This is a genomic window from Streptomyces sp. NPDC093097 (assembly GCF_044754325.1).
Lineage (GTDB): Bacteria > Actinomycetota > Actinomycetes > Streptomycetales > Streptomycetaceae > Streptomyces.
Genome location: NZ_JBIVOW010000017.1, coordinates 83422 through 99185, shown reverse-complemented (window position 1 = coordinate 99185; position 15764 = coordinate 83422). Strand labels below are relative to the sequence as shown.

The following is a 15764-nucleotide window of genomic DNA, read 5'->3' as shown; positions in this document are numbered from 1 at the left end:
TGCGGCGCGGGGGGAACGGGCCGGCACCGGGCGGGAGTTCGCCGGTGATCAGCTCGTGAACAGTTGTTTCAGTTCCGGGTCTGCGCGTAAAGACCGTCCGGTGAAGTCCGTCTCGAAAGGACCGCCTCGCAAGGAACGGACCGGGTCTTGGGGTGGACATGGACGTCCTGCGCGCCGGCCGCGACCGCCTGCCGCGCCGCTTCTGCGAGCGCGGCGGGCGAGAGCGGCACCGCACCCGAATCGGCCGCCGTGCGGGGGCCGTTGAGACACCCTGAAGCATCTGGAGCATGTCTTGGATGAGGGCAGGCGGGTCTGACAGTTCTCGCGGAGCGGGGGGAACGGTGCTGTGCGGAGGCGGGGTTCAGGCCGCGGCGAAGACTTCCGCGCCGTGTATCGCGGACGCGGTGTGCAGGGCGTCGGGGGCCAGGACGGACGCCGGGGCGAGCACCCCGCACTCCCGGCAGGCCGGGCCGTCCGCCGGGCTGCCGTCCGGTCCGGGGACCCAGGCGAAGCGGGTGCCGCCGCAGACCGGGCAGTCGCGGCGCGGATGGCCCGCCTCCATCGCCGCGATCATGCGGCGCAGCACCTCGGAGAGGCGGGCCGCCGGGTGCCGCTGCGGGGACGCGCAGGGCACGATGTCGTAGCCACCCCAGGTGCGGCGGTGCCAGTCGTCGAGGGCGCTGGGCTGGCGGATGCCCTCGTGCTTCTCGCGGCGGCGCCGGGCGGCGAACTCCTTCTCGTAGGAGAGCCAGAGGGTCCGGGCCTCCTCCAGTTCGGCGAGGGCCGCCATCAGCCGCGCCGGATCGGGGTCGCGGTCCTGTGTGCCGAACCCGGCCCGGGTGCACAGGTGGTGCCAGGTCGCGCGATGCCCGTAAGGGGCGAAGCGCTCAAGGCACTTGCGCAGTGCGGTGCGTCGTCGGACGGTGACGAGTCGCGGGTTGCGGACCTGTTCTGCGAGGGCTCTGAAACTGGCCATGGTGCTTCCACCTCCGAGGAGGATCCCGACTGGACACGGAATGGACGTAGCCGGCCGCCACCTGGATCCATCGAATTCTTTTGCGGTTTTGGGTGGCGATGTGCCGGGGTGTCCGGCCCGGACTCCTGCCCACTGTGGGGAATGCGAAAAGGTGACTGTTGTTCATCTTCCGGTAACGAGTAACCGACGGTAACGTCCGGCGCACCCTCCCCCCGGGCTCTCGCGGAGCACGGGAACCCATCGAGGAGCAGGAATGCGACGACGTACCGGAAGGCTCAGGGCCGCCGCCACGGCCGCCCTGTTGGCCCTAGGCGCCACGCTCATGGCACCGCCCCCCACCGCGGCCGCTGCCGCACCGCAGACTTCCGACGACTACTGCCAGGGCCAGTGCGCGGACATCCTGCCGCCGGGCGCGACGGGCAACGCCACTCTGGTGGAGATCCTCGGCAACAAGCTGTTCGGCACCCACCCCCCGCACACCACCGACCAGATCGCCCCCTACAACGCCCTGGCCGGCGGCTACCGTTCGCTCACCGACGCCACCCTCACCGACTTCTTCAACGACTCCTCCTTCGGCGTCGCGAAGGACCAGGTCGCCTCGGTGAGCACCCCGCGTCCGGACGTCACCCTCACCCGCGACAAGAAGACCGGCGTCCCGCACATCAAGGGCACCACCCGCTACGGCACCGAGTACGGCGCCGGCTACGCCGCGGGCCAGGACCGGCTCTGGCTGATGGACCTCTTCCGCCACATCGGGCGCGGCGAACTCACCTCCTTCGCCGGCGGCGCCCCCGCCAACCAGGGCCTGGAGCAGGAGTTCTGGCCCAACGCCCCGTACACCGAGGCCGATCTCCACGCGCAGGTCGACGCCATCCGCGACAGCGGCCCCCGCGGCAAGCAGGCCATGGCGGACGCCCAGGCATACGTGGACGGCATCAACGCCTACCGCGAACAGTCCAAGAACGGGCGCTACTTCCCCGGCGAGTACGTCGTCACCGGCCATGTCGACGCGATCACCAACGCCGGTGAGATCCAGCCGTTCGAGCTGACCGACCTGATAGCCCTGGCCTCCGTCGTCGGCGGCCTCTTCGGCAACGGCGGCGGCGGCGAGGTCCCCTCCGCCCTCGCCCTGCTCTCCGCCCAGCAGAAGTACGGTCTGGAGAAGGGCACCGAGGTCTGGGAGTCCTTCCGCGAGCGCAACGACCCCGAGGCGGTCAAGACGCTGCACGACGGCCAGAGCTTCCCCTACGCCGTCAAGCCCGCCAAGGCCCAGGGCACCGCGCTGCCCGACCGCGGCTCGGTCACCCCCGAACCGCTGGTCTTCGACCGCACCGGCGCCGCCGCCTCCAAGAGCGCCACCCCGCCCCGGACCCCGGTCAAGGCCCCCGAGAAGTACCGGAAGCTGGAGGGCCTCTTCAAGGACGGCGTGCTGCCCAAGGGGAGCTTCGACCCGACCCAGCACCGCGGGATGTCCAACGCCCTGCTGGTCTCCGGCAAGCACACCGCCGGCGGCCACCCGGTCGCCGTCTTCGGCCCGCAGACCGGCTACTTCGCGCCCCAGCTGCTGATGCTCCAGGAGATCCAGGGCCCCGGCATCAGCGCCCGCGGCGCCTCGTTCGCCGGCGTCGGGATGTACGTCCAGCTCGGCCGCGGCCAGGACTACGCCTGGAGCGCCACCTCCGCGGGCCAGGACATCACCGACACCTACGCCGTCGACCTGTGCAACGCGGACGGCTCCCAGCCCACCAAGGACTCCACCTCCTACCGCTACCACGGCCGCTGCCTGCCGATGGAGAAGCTGGAGCGCACCAACTCCTGGAAGCCCACCATCGCCGACCCCACCGCGGCCGGCTCCTACCGGATGCAGGTCTTCCGCACCAAGTACGGCATCGTCACCCACCGCGCCACCGTCGGCGGCAGGCCCGTCGCCTACACCGCGCTGCGCAGCACCTACCGCCACGAGGCCGACTCCATCATCGGCTTCCAGATGCTCAACGACCCGTCCTACGTCCGCGACGCCAAGAGCTTCCAGCAGGCCGCCGCGCACATCGGCTACGCCTTCAACTGGTTCTACGCCGACTCCCGCGACATCGCGTACTACAACAGCGGCCTCAACCCCGTCCGCAACCCCGACGTCGACCCCGCGCTGCCCGTCAAGGCCGAACCGGCCTACGAGTGGAAGGGCTTCGACCCCACCACCAACACCACCGACTACACCCCGCCCGCCCAGCACCCGCAGTCCATCGACCAGGACTACTACGTCTCCTGGAACAACAAGCAGGCCAAGGACTACGACTCGGCCGGCTTCGGCAACGGCTCGGTGCACCGCGCCGACCTGCTGGACGACCGGGTCCGCGCGCTCACCAAGGACGGCGGCGTCACCCGCGCGTCCCTGACCCGGGCGATGGCCGACGCCGCCCTCACCGACCTGCGCGGCGAGGACATCCTGCCCGACCTGCTGCGGGTGATCGGCAGCAAACCGGTCACCGACCCCGCGCTGCGGACCGCGGTGCAGCGGCTGGACGCCTGGCGCAAGGACGGCGCCCAGCGCCGCGAGACCACCCCCGGCTCGCACGCCTACGCCCACGCCGACGCGGTCCGGCTGCTGGACGCCTGGTGGCCGCTGATGGTCGAGGAGGTCTTCCGCCCGGGCCTGGGCACCGACCTCTACGACGCCCTCGGCGCCAACCTCGCCATCGACGAGTCGCCGTCGGCCGGCCACGGCCCCACCGGGGCGCACGCCGGATCGGCCTTCCAGTACGGCTGGTGGTCCTACGTCGACAAGGACCTGCGCGCGGTGCTCGGCGACCGCGTCCAGGGCCCGCTCGCCGCCCGCTACTGCGGCGACGGCGACCTGTCCGCGTGCCGCGACACCCTGCTGGCCACCCTCCGGCAGGCCGACTCCCGGACCACCGAGCAGGTCTACCCCGGTGACGACAACTGCAAGGCCGGCGACCAGTGGTGCGCCGACGCGATCGTGCACCGTGCGGTGGGCGGTCTGACCCACGACAAGATGACCTGGCAGAACCGGCCCACCTACCAGCAGGTGGTGGAATTCCCCGCCCACCGGTAGCGGCGGGCGCGGCGCGGCCCCGGGGCGATCGCACCCCGGGGCCGCGCCGTTCTCCCGCTCCGTCCGCGCCCCGGGCGCCGCGCACGTATCCGCACGTTCCGGGAGAAACCGCAGATAGCCCCCGGCGAGCTCCGGAGCGGTTTTCCCGTGCGGCTATGCTGCTCATTCCTGAATTTGAGGGAAGGGAAAGCGAGTAGGGACCATGGCCGTGTCCGGTCCGCAGCAGAACCCCAGCCCACAGCAGTACCCGCCCGAGCTGCTCGACACCACGATGGACCAGCTGCGCACGCTGATCACGGTCTACGAGGAGGGCACCGCGCTGGCGGCGGCCCGCCGGCTGGGCCGGGAGCAGTCCAGCGTGCAGAAGCAGCTCGACACGATGAACCGCACCTTCGCCGCGCTGTGCGGCGAGGAACTGGTCCGCAAGCAAGGCCGGGGCCGCGACGCCCTGTTCACCGCCACCGGCGAGGCGCTGGTCGAGCTGGCCCGGCGCACCCTCGGCGCCTGGACCGAGGGCGTCCACGACGCCCGCCGCCGCCTGGGCCGCACGCTCTCCGTCGGCACCACCCGCTACACCCTCGGCTTCCTCCTGGACGCCGTGGAGTACGTCAGCGAGGACTTCGACCGCGAGGGCGTCGATCTGAAGATCACCCACGTCCGCACCGGCGACCTCTTCACCAAGCTGCGCTCCAAGGAACTGGACCTGGTCTGCGGCAGCGTCGTGGTCACCGAGGGCGAGGAGGCCACCCAACTCGCCCCGTTCGACGTGATGGAGTGGCGGCGCAGCGGACTGTCCCTGCTGACGAACCTGCCGCCGGAGCGGCTGCCCGGCGGCGCGTTCCACGCCGGCGATCTGCCGCGGCTGCCGCTGGTGGTCTCCACCGGCGGGCTGATCGGCCGCTTCCTCACCGCCTGGTACGGCAGCGACTACCGCCAGAAGCTGACCGTCGCGGCCGAGATAGAGGCGGCGCACTACGGCTTCGAACTGCTCCGCTCGGGCGTGGTCAGCGGCGCGATGCTGGTCACCCGGGGCCTGGGCGAGGCGGCGTCGGACGGCCACCTCCCCGAGGCCACCGGGCTGCGCACCCTGGAGGTCACCGGCGACGTCGGCCCCCGTACGGAGGTCCTGGTCGGCGTCTTCACCCGGCGCGGCGAACGGGGCTCCTACGGGCCCGAGCACCCCCTCAACCGCCTCTGGGAGGCGCTCTCCTGGGAGAGCGAACGGTGGTGGCTGCGCCCCTAAGGCCGGTCGGCCGATCGGCCTGTCGCCGCCTTCCCCGGACGGCGACGGGAAGGCGGCGACAGGCCCTGAGCGTCCCAACGGGACGGTTCAGGCCAGGAGTTCCCGCTCGCGGGTCTCCGGCAGCGCCAGCACGCACGCCAGCGACACCAGTGCCATCGCGCTGACGTACCAGCCCACCGACGCCGAGCCGAACGCCGCCTGGAGCCGGGTGGCGACCAGCGGGGCGACCGCGCCGCCGAGCACCCCGCCGAGGTTGTAGGCGAGCGAGGCGCCGGAGTAGCGGACCGTGGTGCCGAACAGCTCCGGCAGGTAGGCGCCCATGGGGCCGTAGACCACGCCCATGCAGAACAGTGCGCCGCCGATGCCCAGGGCGATCAGCACCGGCTGCCGGGTGTCCAGCAGCGGGAAGAGGGCCAGGCCCCACACCACCGCGAGGCCGGAGCCGCCCAGGACCAGCGTGCGGCGCCCGAGGCCGTCGGAGCGGGTGGCGGCCAGCCAGGTGCCCGCCGCCAGGAACAGGCAGGCGACCAGGGAGAGGCCGAGCATGGTGGTGCGGGAGATGCCCAGGGTGCCGGTGGCGTAGGAGAGGCAGTAGGTCGTGGCGGTGTAGAACAGGCCGTAGGCGATCACCATGCCCCCGGCGCCCAGCAGCAGTTGCCGCGGATGGCGGCGCAGCACGTCCAGCACCGGCACCCGGCTGGCCTCCTGGGCGTCCATGACCTTCGCGAAGACCGGCGTCTCGCTGATCTTCAGCCGGACGAACAGTCCCACCCCCACCAGCAGGAACGACAGCAGGAACGGCACCCGCCAGCCCCATGCGCGAAAGGCGGCGTCGCTCATCGTGTCCGACAGCAGCCAGAACACCCCGGTGGCCGCGAAGAACCCCACGGACGGCCCGAGTTGCGGGAACGCGGCGTACAGCCCGCGGCGGTCGCGTGGCGCGTGCTCGACCGCCAGCAGCGCCGCCCCGCCCCACTCGCCGCCGAGCCCGATGCCCTGGAGGAAGCGCAGCAGGATCAGCAGCAGCGGGGCCCAGACGCCCAGCGTGCCGTAGCCGGGCAGCAGCCCGACCAGCGCGGTGGACAGGCCCATCAGCAGCAGCGAGGCGACCAGGACCGACTTCCGGCCGACCCGGTCGCCGAAGTGCCCGAAGACCACCGAGCCCAGCGGCCGGGCGGCGAACGCCACCGCGTAGGTGGAGAACGAGGCCAAGGTGGCGTTGACCGGGTCGAGCGTCGGGAAGAACGCCTGGTTGAGCACCAGGGCGGCGGCGGTGCCGTAGATGTAGAAGTCGTAGAACTCGATGGCCGTCCCGATGAACGAGGCCACGGCCACCCGCCGCAGGCTCTCGCCGCCGGCCGGCTCCGCGGCCGGGCCGGCCGCCGTCGTCGCTGCTGAGGTCGCGTCACTGTGCACGATCGGCACTCTCTTGGCCGGTGTACGGTGCAGTCAATAGATGGGACGGCGCGTCCCGGACTCTGAGACATGGAGACGAGGGCGCCGCCCCGGCCGAACTGCCGCTAGCGGTAGTGCAGATACCGCTCCCGCACCGCGCGGAAGCGCGCCAGCTCCGCCTGCCAGGCCGCGGTGACCTCGTCCGTCGTGGCGCCCGCGTCGATCATCGTGCGGACGGTGGCGGTGCCCGCCAGGTGGTCGAAGTGGTCGGCGAGCCAGGCGAACTGCGGCCAGTGGCGCTTGGCGGTGACCAGCAGGCCGATGCCGGTCCGCACCGGGTCGAACGCGGCCCGGTCGTGGAGGTGCAGCTGCACACCGCCGACCGTCTTTCCCTGGAACTTGGAGAAGGTCGGCACGAAGTACGCCTCCCGGAAGTGCACGCCCGGCAGGTCGAGTTCGGCCGCGGCCTGGGCCCACCGCCGGTCCAGGCCCTCCGCGCCCAGGAGCTCGAAGGGCCGGGTGGTGCCCCGGCCCTCGGAGAGGTTGGTGCCCTCGAACAGGCAGGTGCCGGCGTAGACCAGCGCGGTGTCGGCGGTGGGCATGTTGGGACTGGGCGGCACCCACGGCAGCCCGGTCGCGTCGAAGAAGTCGGTGCGCCGCCAGCCGGTCATCGCCACCGTCTCCAGCTCCACCGGCCGCCCGGCGGACCGCGGCACGAACTCGCCGTTGAAGAGCCGGGCGAGCTCGGTCACCGTCATCCCGTGCGCCTGCGCGATCGGCTCCCGGCCGACGAAGGAGGAGTACCGCCGGTCCAGGACGGGACCGGTCGCGGCCCGCCCGGTCACCGGGTTGGGCCGGTCCAGCACCACGAACCGCAGGCCCGCCAGAGCGGCCGCCACCATGCAGTCGTAGAGCGTCCAGATGTAGGTGTAGAAGCGGGCGCCGACGTCCTGGATGTCGAACAGGACGGTGTCCACGCCGGATTGGGCGAAGACGCCGGTGAGCTCCTGGACGGTCTTGTCGTAGGTGTCGTAGACCGGCAGGCCGGTGGCCGGGTCGTCGTAGCGGCCCTCGGAGCCGCCGGCCTGGGCGGTGCCGCGGAAGCCGTGCTCCGGGCCGAAGACGGCGGTGAGGCGGACCCGGCGGTCGGCGTGCATCACGTCCACGATGTGCCGGACTTCCCCGCGCTCGGCTTCGCTCGCGCGGGCGGGGGCCTCGTGGGTGACGCCGGTGGGGTTGGTGACGATGCCGACCCGGTGGCCGTCCAGGAGGCGGTAGCCGTCCGCGGCCAGGCGGTCGAAGCCGGTGCGCACCCGCCGGCCGCCCCCGGACGGCGCGGCCTGGGCGGGGCCGGCGGTGACCGCCGCCGCGGCCGCCCCGGTCGCCGCCAGTCGTCCCAGCAGAACACGTCTCGACAGAGCCATGTGCACACCTCCGTGCTCGGTTGCTGACCGGATATGTGTCGTGCGCACGCTAACCCTCCGGAGGCCGGTGCGGAACGCGCCCGGCCGGACCGGACCGGACGCCCGCGGACCCGGGGGCGAAGCGCGCGGCCACGTGTCGGGAAGCGGTCTTCCGCTCGGACATACCGACTGGTTAGTCTGCCCCTGCCGGTGAGCCGGCGACATCAGGCGACCGAGGGAGACGCAGCGTGGCAGCCGTACGGGACAAGGCCGTTGTCGTGACCGGAGCGGGCGGGGGGATCGGCGCCGCGCTGGCCCGCCGGTTCGCCGCCGAGGGCGCCCGGGTCGTGGTCAACGACCTGGACGAGGCCAAGGCCCGCAGGACCGCACAGGAGATCGGCGCGCTCGCCGTCCCCGGCGACGCCTCCGGCATCGTCGGCCCGGCCCGCGAGGCCCTCGGCGGCACCATCGACGTCTTCTGCGCCAACGCCGGCGTCGGCACCGGCGGCGGCCCCGAAGCCCCCGAGGGCGACTGGGCACTGGCCTGGGACGTCAACGTGATGGCGCACGTACGGGCGGCCCAGGCGCTGCTGCCGGAGTGGCTGGCGCGCGGCAGCGGCCGGTTCGTCTCCACGGTCTCCGCCGCCGGCCTGCTCACCATGGTCGCCGCGGCCCCCTACAGCGTCACCAAGCACGGCGCCTACGCCTTCGCCGAGTGGCTCTCGCTGACCTACCGCCACCGCGGCATCGCGGTGCACGCCATCTGCCCGCAGGGCGTGCGCACCGACATGCTCGCCGCCACCGGCGCCGCCGGCGACCTCGTCCTGACCCCGACCGCCATCGAACCGGACGCCGTCGCCGACGCGCTCTTCGCCGCCATGGACGCCGACCGCTTCCTGGTCCTGCCGCACCCGGAGGTGGCCGACTACTACACCGCCCGGGCCACCGACCCCGACCGCTGGCTGACCGCGATGAACCACCTCCAGCAGAAGCTGGAGGCACAGGCGGAGGAGGCCCGATGACCACCTATCAGGACCGGCCGTGGCTGTCCCAGTTCACCGACGCCCAGCGCGCCCCCGTCCAGCCGCCGCCCTCCGCGCTGCACGCCTTCCGGGCCGCGGTCCGCCGCGCCCCCGACCGCACCGCGCTCGCCTACTTCGACGGCCGGCTCTCCTACGCCGAGGCCGACGCGCTCTCCGACGGCCTCGCCGGCCACCTCGCCGCCCGCGGCTTCCGGCCCGGCGACCGCGCCGTGGTGATGCTCCAGAACACCCCGCACTTCGTGCTCGCCGTGCTCGGCGTCTGGAAGGCCGGCGGCGTGGCCGTCCCGGTCAACCCCATGTACAAGGCGGGGGAGACCCGGCACGTCCTGGACGACGCCGAGGTCACCGCCGTGCTCTGCGCGGACCGCACCTGGGCGGGCTTCCTGCGGGCCACCGCCGCCGAGGCGCCCTCCGTCCGGATCGCGCTGACCGCCGACGAACGCGGCCTGCAGACCCGCGACGACCCCCGGGTGCTGCGTGCCGCACCGGCCGGCCCCCAGGAGGGCGCCGACGACCTGCTCACCGCGGCCCGTACCGGAGGCCCGGCCCCCGCCGTCCCCGAACCGGTCGCGACCGACATCGCGCTCATCAGCTACACCTCCGGCACCAGCGGCACCCCCAAGGGCGCCATCAACACCCACGGCAACATCAGCCACAACGCCGAACGGCAGCGCACCGGCCTCCAACTCCCCGAGGGCGCCACCTACTTCGCGCTCGCCCCGCTCTTCCACATCACCGGCATGGTCTGCGAACTGGCCGCCTGCCTGGCCAACACCGGCACCCTGGCGCTGGCCTACCGCTTCGAGGCCGGCACCGTCCTGGACGCCTTCCTGGAGCACCGCCCGGCCTTCACCGTGGGCCCCTCCACCGCCTACATGGCGCTGATGGCCCACCCGGACGCCACCGCCGAGCACTTCGCCTCCTTCGCGAGCCTGAGCTCCGGCGGCGCCCCGCTGCCGCCCGCCCTCGTCGAGTCCTTCCGCACCGCCTTCGGCCCCTACCTCCACAACGGCTACGGCCTGACCGAGTGCACCGCTCCCTGCGCCACCGTCCCGCCCGGCAAGGTGGCGCCGGTCGACAAGGTCTCCGGCACCCTCGCGGTCGGCGTCCCCGGGCCGGACGTGGTGGTGCGGATCATCGACGAGGCCGGCCGCGACCTGCCGTTCGGCGAACAGGGCGAGATCGCGGTCCGCGGCCCCCAGGTGGTGCCCGGCTACTGGCGCCGCCCGGACGCCACCGCCGAGGCGCTCCCGGACGGCGAACTGCGCACCGGCGACATCGGGTTCATGGACCGCGACGGCTGGCTCTATGTCGTCGACCGCAAGAAGGACATGATCAACGCGGCCGGTTTCAAGGTGTGGCCCCGCGAGGTGGAGGACGTCCTCTACACCCATCCCGCGGTGCGCGAGGCGGCCGTCGTCGGGGTGCCCGACCCCTACCGAGGGGAGACCGTCAAGGCGTGTGTGAGCCTGCGCCCCGGGGCGTCCGCCGAGCCGGAGGAGCTGACCGCCTATTGCCGGGAGCGGCTCGCCGCTTACAAGTACCCGCGGGTGGTGGAGATCCTGCCGGAGCTTCCCAAGACCACGAGTGGCAAGATCCTCCGACGTGAGCTGCGCGAGGGCGGGGCGCCTGTGCCCGGTCCGCCGGACGGGCGGGCGGGCGACGACCGGCCCCGGCACGCATGACGGACGCACGTAAGGAACGGGTGAGGGCGATGGCCGGTATCAAGGACGGCACCAGCGGCGGCAACGGCACGGCGAGGCCCGTGGCGCAGCGGCTGCTGGCCACCGCCACCAGGCTCTTCGCTGAGCAGGGCTACGACCGCACCTCCGTCCAGGAGATCGTGGACGCGGCGGGCGTCACCAAGGGCGCCCTCTACCACTACTTCGGCTCCAAGGAGGATCTGCTCCGCGAGGTCTACGGGCGGGTGCTGCGGCTCCAGCAGGAGCGGCTGGACCACTTCGCGGACGCCGCGGCGCCGGTGGAGCGGCGGCTGCGGGACGCCGCCGCGGACGTCGTGGTCACCACCATCGAGAACCTCGACGACACGAAGATCTTCTTCCGCTCGATGCACCATCTGAGCCCGGAGACGGACAAGCAGGTGCGGGCCGAACGGCGGCGCTACCACGAGCGGTTCCGGGCGCTGGTCGAAGAGGGCCAGCGCACCGGGGTGTTCACCCCGGACGTCCCCGCCGACCTGGTCGTCGACTACCACTTCGGCTCGGTGCACCACCTGGGCACCTGGTACCGCGAGGACGGCCCGCTGAGCCCGCAGCAGGTTGCCGACCACCTGGCCGATCTGCTGCTGCGGGCGCTGCGGCCGTAGGGCGGCTCGCCGGCCAGGGGGCGGCTGCCGGGGCGACCGCCGGGGCCGGCTGCCGCGGGGATGGCCTCCGCGGCAGCCGCCCCTGCGGGAATAGCCGCCGCCCCCTCGCGCGTTGTGGCCCCGCAGGGGGCGCCCGCGACCCTTACGGGATGTGTGCGACCGCCCCCTAAGGCCCACCCCGCCGCCCCCCCCGAGGCCACCACCCGCTACGCGTACCGCTTCAACTCCCGCCGCGCCAGCGACCGCTGGTGCACCTCGTCGGGCCCGTCGGCCAGGCGCAGCGTGCGGGCCGCGGCCCACAGCTCCGCCAGCGGGAAGTCCTGGCTGACCCCGCCCGCGCCGTGCAGTTGGACCGCCTTGTCGAGGATGTCCACGACCGTGCGCGGGGTGGCGATCTTGATGGCCTGGATCTCGGTGTGCGCACCCTTGTTGCCGACGGTGTCCATCAGCCAGGCGGTCTTGAGCACCAGCAGCCGCAGTTGCTCCACCGCCACCCGGGCGTCCGCGATCCACTCCTGGACCACGCCCTGCCCGGCCAGCGGCTTCCCGAAGGCGGTGCGGTCCACCGCCCGTCGGCACATCAGCTCGATCGCCCGCTCGGCCATCCCGATCAGCCGCATGCAGTGGTGGATCCGGCCGGGCCCCAGCCGCGCCTGTGCGATGCCGAAGCCGCCGCCCTCCTCGCCGATCAGGTTGCCCACCGGCACCCGGACGTCCTCGAAGAGCACCTCGGCGTGCCCGCCGTGGAAGTGGTCCTCGTAGCCGTAGACCTGCATGGCGCGCTTGACCGTCAGGCCGGGGGTGTCCCGCGGCACCAGGACCATCGACTGCTGGCGGCGGATGTCCGCGCCGTCGGGGTCGGTCTTGCCCATCACGATGAAGATCTCGCACAGCGGGTTCATCGCCCCGGAGATGTACCACTTGCGGCCGTTGATGACGTAGCTGTCGCCGTCCCGCTCGATCCGGGTCTCGATGTTGGTGGCGTCCGACGAGGCGACGTCCGGCTCGGTCATCGCGAACGCCGACCGGATCTCGCCCGCCAGCAGCGGCTCCAGCCACTGCTTCTTCTGCTCGGCGCTGCCGAACTGCGCCAGCACCTCCATGTTGCCGGTGTCCGGCGCCGCGCAGTTCAGCGCGGTGGGCGCCAACTGCGGGCTGCGGCCGGTGAGCTCGGCCAGCGGCGCGTACTGGAGGTTGGTCAGCCCCGCCCCGTACTCCTCGTCGGGCAGGAAGAGGTTCCACAGGCCCCGCCGCCGGGCCTCGGCCTTGAGCTCCTCCACCACCGGCGGGGTGTCCCACGGCGAGGCCAGCGCGGCCCGCTGCTCCTCCGCGACCGGCTCGGCCGGGTGGACCCGCTCGGTCATGAACTCCTGGAGCCTGTCCCGCAGTTCCTCGGTACGGGCGTCGAATGCGAAGTCCATCGCTGCCTCAGCCTTCCTTGAGAGTGGTCAGTCCGCGGTCGATGAAGAGGGGCACCAGCTCGCCGATCCGGTCGAAGCCGGCACCGACCGTCTGGCCGAGCGTGTAGCGGTAGTGGATGCCTTCGAGGATCACCGCGAGCTTGAACCACGCGAACGCGGTGTACCAGGCGATCTGTGCGACGTCCCGGCCGGAGCGTTCGGCGTAGCGGGCGATCAGCTCGTCGGGGCCGGGGTGCCCCGGCGCGCCGCTGGTGGTGCTGACCGGGGACTTCGGCAGCCCCAGGTCGGTGCAGTACATCGCCAGCAGTCCCAGGTCGGTCAGCGGGTCGCCGAGCGTGGACATCTCCCAGTCCAGGACGGCGGTGATGGCGTCGCCCCCCTGCCGCGGCTCGACCAGGACGTTGTCCAGCCGGTAGTCGCCGTGCACCACGGTCGGCGCGGGGGAGGCGGGCAGCGCCCGGCCCAGCGCCTCGTGGAGCGCGTCGATGCCGGGCAGGTCGCGGTTCTTGGAGGCCGCCAACTGCTTGCCCCAGCGCCGCAGTTGGCGCTCCAGGAAGCCGTCCGGGCGCCCGAAGTCGCCCAGCCCGGCCGCCTGCGGATCCACCGCGTGCAGCTCCACCAGCGTGTCGACCAGGGACAGCACCACCGCCCGGGTCCGCTCCGGGCCCAGCGCGGCCAACTGCTCCGTGCTGCGGTACGGGGTGCCGGCCACCAGCTCCATCACGTAGAACGGCGCGCCGATGACCGCCTCGTCCTCGCACAGCAGCAGCGTCCGGGGCACCGGCACCGCGGTGTCGTGCAGTGCGCTGATCACCCGGTGCTCGCGCCGCATGTCGTGCGCGGTGGCCAGGACGTGGCCGAGCGGCGGGCGGCGGACGACCCAGGAGCCGGTGCCGTCGGTGACCCGGTAGGTGAGGTTGGACCGCCCGCCCTCGATCAACTGCGCGCGCAGCGGCCCGGAGACCAGACCCGGCCGCTCCCGGTCCAGATGCTCCCGCAGGCGCGCCAGGTCGAGACCGGGTGGTGCCGCGCCGCTGGCCGGCGGTGGCGGGGTGCCGTTGCTCATCGTGCTTCCTCCGTACGGAGTTGGGCGGTCGGACGGTCCGGGGCCTGCGGGCGGCCCGTCCCGCCTGATCATGCCGACTAGTCGGTATGGCGTCCAGTGCCCGGCCGTGGGGCGTCGGTCACCCGGTGCTTTTCCGCCACCGAGGCCCCCGGCCCGGGGTGCCCCTCAGGCGTGACAGGCCGGCGGCGCCCCGCCGTTCAGCTCCGCCATCGCCCTCTCCGGCCCCGGGCTCAGAACTCCCCGGCCGCCCGCCGGGCCGTCAGCTCCCGGTACGCGGCCAGCCCGTCCGGCGTCCACGGCCACTCCTCCAGCCGCCGGGCCAGCTCCTCCTCCGGCAGGAAGGCGTGCCAGTCGATCTCCGCCTCCTGGGGCGAGACCGGCAGCGTGCAGCGCACCTGGTAGACCGCCGACCACCAGGTGTGCTCGGGCGTCTCGTACAGGAAGCGGAACAGCGGCTCCGGGCGCGCCAGACCGGACACCCCCAGCTCCTCCTCGGCCTCCCGCAGCGCCGCCTCGTCGTAGCTCTCGCCGGTGCCCACCACGCCGCCGACGAACATGTCGTAGTGGGAGGGGAAGACCAGCTTCTGCGGGGTCCGCCGGTGGACGAAGATCCGGTCCTCGGCGTCCCGGACCAGGATGAACGCGCAACGGGTGCGCAGCCGGCGGGCGTAGGTCTCGGCGCGCGGGGCCTGTCCCACCACCCGGTCGTGCTCGTCGACGACATCGAGGACTTCGTCCGCGTTGAGCGGCTCCTGCGCGGTGTGCGGTCGCTGATCGGTCATGGGGCTATCGAACCACCGCCGGTCTCCCGGCCTCACCGCGGCTGGAGTTCGCGGGAGCCCTCGCTCGCCCCGGCCCCCGGCGGCATCGCCGGATGGCTGCCGATCAGCACGATCCCCGTCACCACCGCGGCGATCCCGGCCGCCTGGAAGGCCAGCGCCACCGGCGTCACCCGCAACCGGTCGCCCAGGAACCCCACCCCGCAGGCGATCCCGGCCAGCGGCTGGGCGGCGGTCAGCGCGGGCAGCGACATCCGCAGCGGCGCCGACTCGAAGGCGCTCTGCACCATCACCAGCGCCAGCACCCCGAGCACCACGATCGCGTACGGGTACCAGCTCGTGAGGAGCGCGTGCCAGCCGCCCGCCGTGAACCGCAGACCGCTGATCCGGGTCAGCGCGTCCTGGAGCCCGTAGAGCAGCCCGGCGGCCACTCCCAGCAGCGCGGCCTCCAGGCTGACATGGACCCGTTCCCGCTTGGCGGTCGCGGCCAGCAGCAGCGCGACGGAGAGCACCCCGCCCATGATCAGCCACTGGGCCAACTGCCCCACCTCGCTGCGGTGTCCGCCGTGCGGCTGCCCGGCCACGATGAACGCGGTCACCCCGCCCGCCAGCAGCGCCAGTCCGGCCCAGCCGGTGAGGCCCAACCGCTGCCCGGAGACCCGCCGGGCCAGCGCCATCGCGAACAGCAGATTGGTCGCCATCAGCGGTTCGACGAGGGTGATGTCCCCCATTCCCAGCGCCACCGCGCCCAGCGCCATCCCCACCACCATCAGCGCGATCCCGGCCACCCAGCGGGGCATCCGGACCAGGTCGAGCAGCAGCCGGAACGAGAGGTAGTCCTGCGGCGGGGCGTGCTGCGCCGCGAGCTGCTGGAAGACGAACCCGGTGCCCAGACAGCATGCCGCGGCAAGGGCGAGCAGGATCACCGTCACGTCGCACACCTCGTATCGCGCGGGGCGGGGGATGCGCCCGAGGATAGTCAGCCACGGTGGCCGAAACGTGACCCCCGGTCCCGCCATTCACGCGCGTACCCGTCTGT

12 protein-coding genes are annotated in these 15764 nt (G+C 72.9%); 5 read left to right on the top strand and 7 right to left on the bottom strand.

Translation table 11 applies throughout. The features are described 5' to 3' along the window. Positions 1-361: 361 nt before the first annotated feature. Complete coding sequence (locus ACIQE0_RS26365; protein ID WP_366330851.1) at positions 362-976, bottom strand: hypothetical protein; 615 nt, start codon at positions 974-976, stop codon at positions 362-364. Between the two features lie 253 nt (positions 977-1229). Here ACIQE0_RS26365 and ACIQE0_RS26360 point away from each other — a divergent pair, with 253 nt between their 5' ends. Beyond that, complete coding sequence (locus ACIQE0_RS26360; RefSeq protein WP_402336670.1) at positions 1230-4049, top strand: penicillin acylase family protein; 2820 nt, start codon at positions 1230-1232, stop codon at positions 4047-4049. Positions 4050-4251: 202 nt separating this feature from the next. After that, positions 4252-5292, top strand: a complete 1041-nt coding sequence (locus ACIQE0_RS26355; protein ID WP_366330853.1) for a LysR family transcriptional regulator — start codon at positions 4252-4254, stop codon at positions 5290-5292. An 87-nt stretch (positions 5293-5379) separates the two neighbouring features. Here ACIQE0_RS26355 and ACIQE0_RS26350 read toward each other — a convergent pair whose 3' ends face one another. Together ACIQE0_RS26350 and ACIQE0_RS26345 are read right to left on the bottom strand one after the other, a co-directional pair. After that, positions 5380-6708: an MFS transporter gene (locus ACIQE0_RS26350; protein WP_366330854.1), complete on the bottom strand. Its 1329-nt coding sequence runs from the start codon at positions 6706-6708 to the stop codon at positions 5380-5382. A 104-nt stretch (positions 6709-6812) separates the two neighbouring features. Next, positions 6813-8111: an exo-beta-N-acetylmuramidase NamZ domain-containing protein gene (locus tag ACIQE0_RS26345; protein ID WP_402336666.1), complete on the bottom strand. Its 1299-nt coding sequence runs from the start codon at positions 8109-8111 to the stop codon at positions 6813-6815. Between the two features lie 227 nt (positions 8112-8338). Here ACIQE0_RS26345 and ACIQE0_RS26340 point away from each other — a divergent pair, with 227 nt between their 5' ends. Genes ACIQE0_RS26340 through ACIQE0_RS26330 form a run of 3 tightly spaced genes read left to right on the top strand, consistent with a single transcriptional unit; the run spans position 8339 to position 11459 of the window. Further along, positions 8339-9112 carry an SDR family oxidoreductase gene (locus ACIQE0_RS26340; protein ID WP_402336663.1) on the top strand — a complete coding sequence of 258 codons (774 nt, stop codon included), beginning with the start codon at positions 8339-8341 and terminating at the stop codon, positions 9110-9112. Then, positions 9109-10818 (top strand): class I adenylate-forming enzyme family protein, encoded by a 1710-nt coding sequence (locus ACIQE0_RS26335; protein WP_402336661.1) that lies wholly within the window; start codon positions 9109-9111, stop codon positions 10816-10818. Before ACIQE0_RS26340 ends, ACIQE0_RS26335 begins: the two co-directional genes overlap by 4 nt. A gap of 29 nt (positions 10819-10847) precedes the next feature. Beyond that, entirely contained in the window at positions 10848-11459 is a 612-nt protein-coding gene (locus ACIQE0_RS26330; RefSeq protein WP_366330858.1) for a TetR/AcrR family transcriptional regulator, read from the top strand. A gap of 206 nt (positions 11460-11665) precedes the next feature. Here ACIQE0_RS26330 and ACIQE0_RS26325 read toward each other — a convergent pair whose 3' ends face one another. From ACIQE0_RS26325 to ACIQE0_RS26310, 4 genes are all read right to left on the bottom strand, one after another. Further along, on the bottom strand, positions 11666-12880 hold the full coding sequence (locus ACIQE0_RS26325; RefSeq protein ID WP_402336658.1) for an acyl-CoA dehydrogenase family protein: 1215 nt from the start codon (positions 12878-12880) through the stop codon (positions 11666-11668). A 7-nt stretch (positions 12881-12887) separates the two neighbouring features. After that, complete coding sequence (locus ACIQE0_RS26320; protein ID WP_402336655.1) at positions 12888-13946, bottom strand: phosphotransferase family protein; 1059 nt, start codon at positions 13944-13946, stop codon at positions 12888-12890. Positions 13947-14176: 230 nt separating this feature from the next. Beyond that, a complete protein-coding gene (locus ACIQE0_RS26315; protein WP_402336652.1) occupies positions 14177-14728 on the bottom strand; it encodes an NUDIX domain-containing protein in 552 nt (183 codons plus the stop codon). Between the two features lie 32 nt (positions 14729-14760). Then, the gene (locus tag ACIQE0_RS26310; protein ID WP_402336650.1) at positions 14761-15657 is read right to left on the bottom strand and encodes a DMT family transporter; all 897 of its coding nucleotides are present in this window, start codon (positions 15655-15657) and stop codon (positions 14761-14763) included. Positions 15658-15764 lie beyond the last annotated feature (107 nt).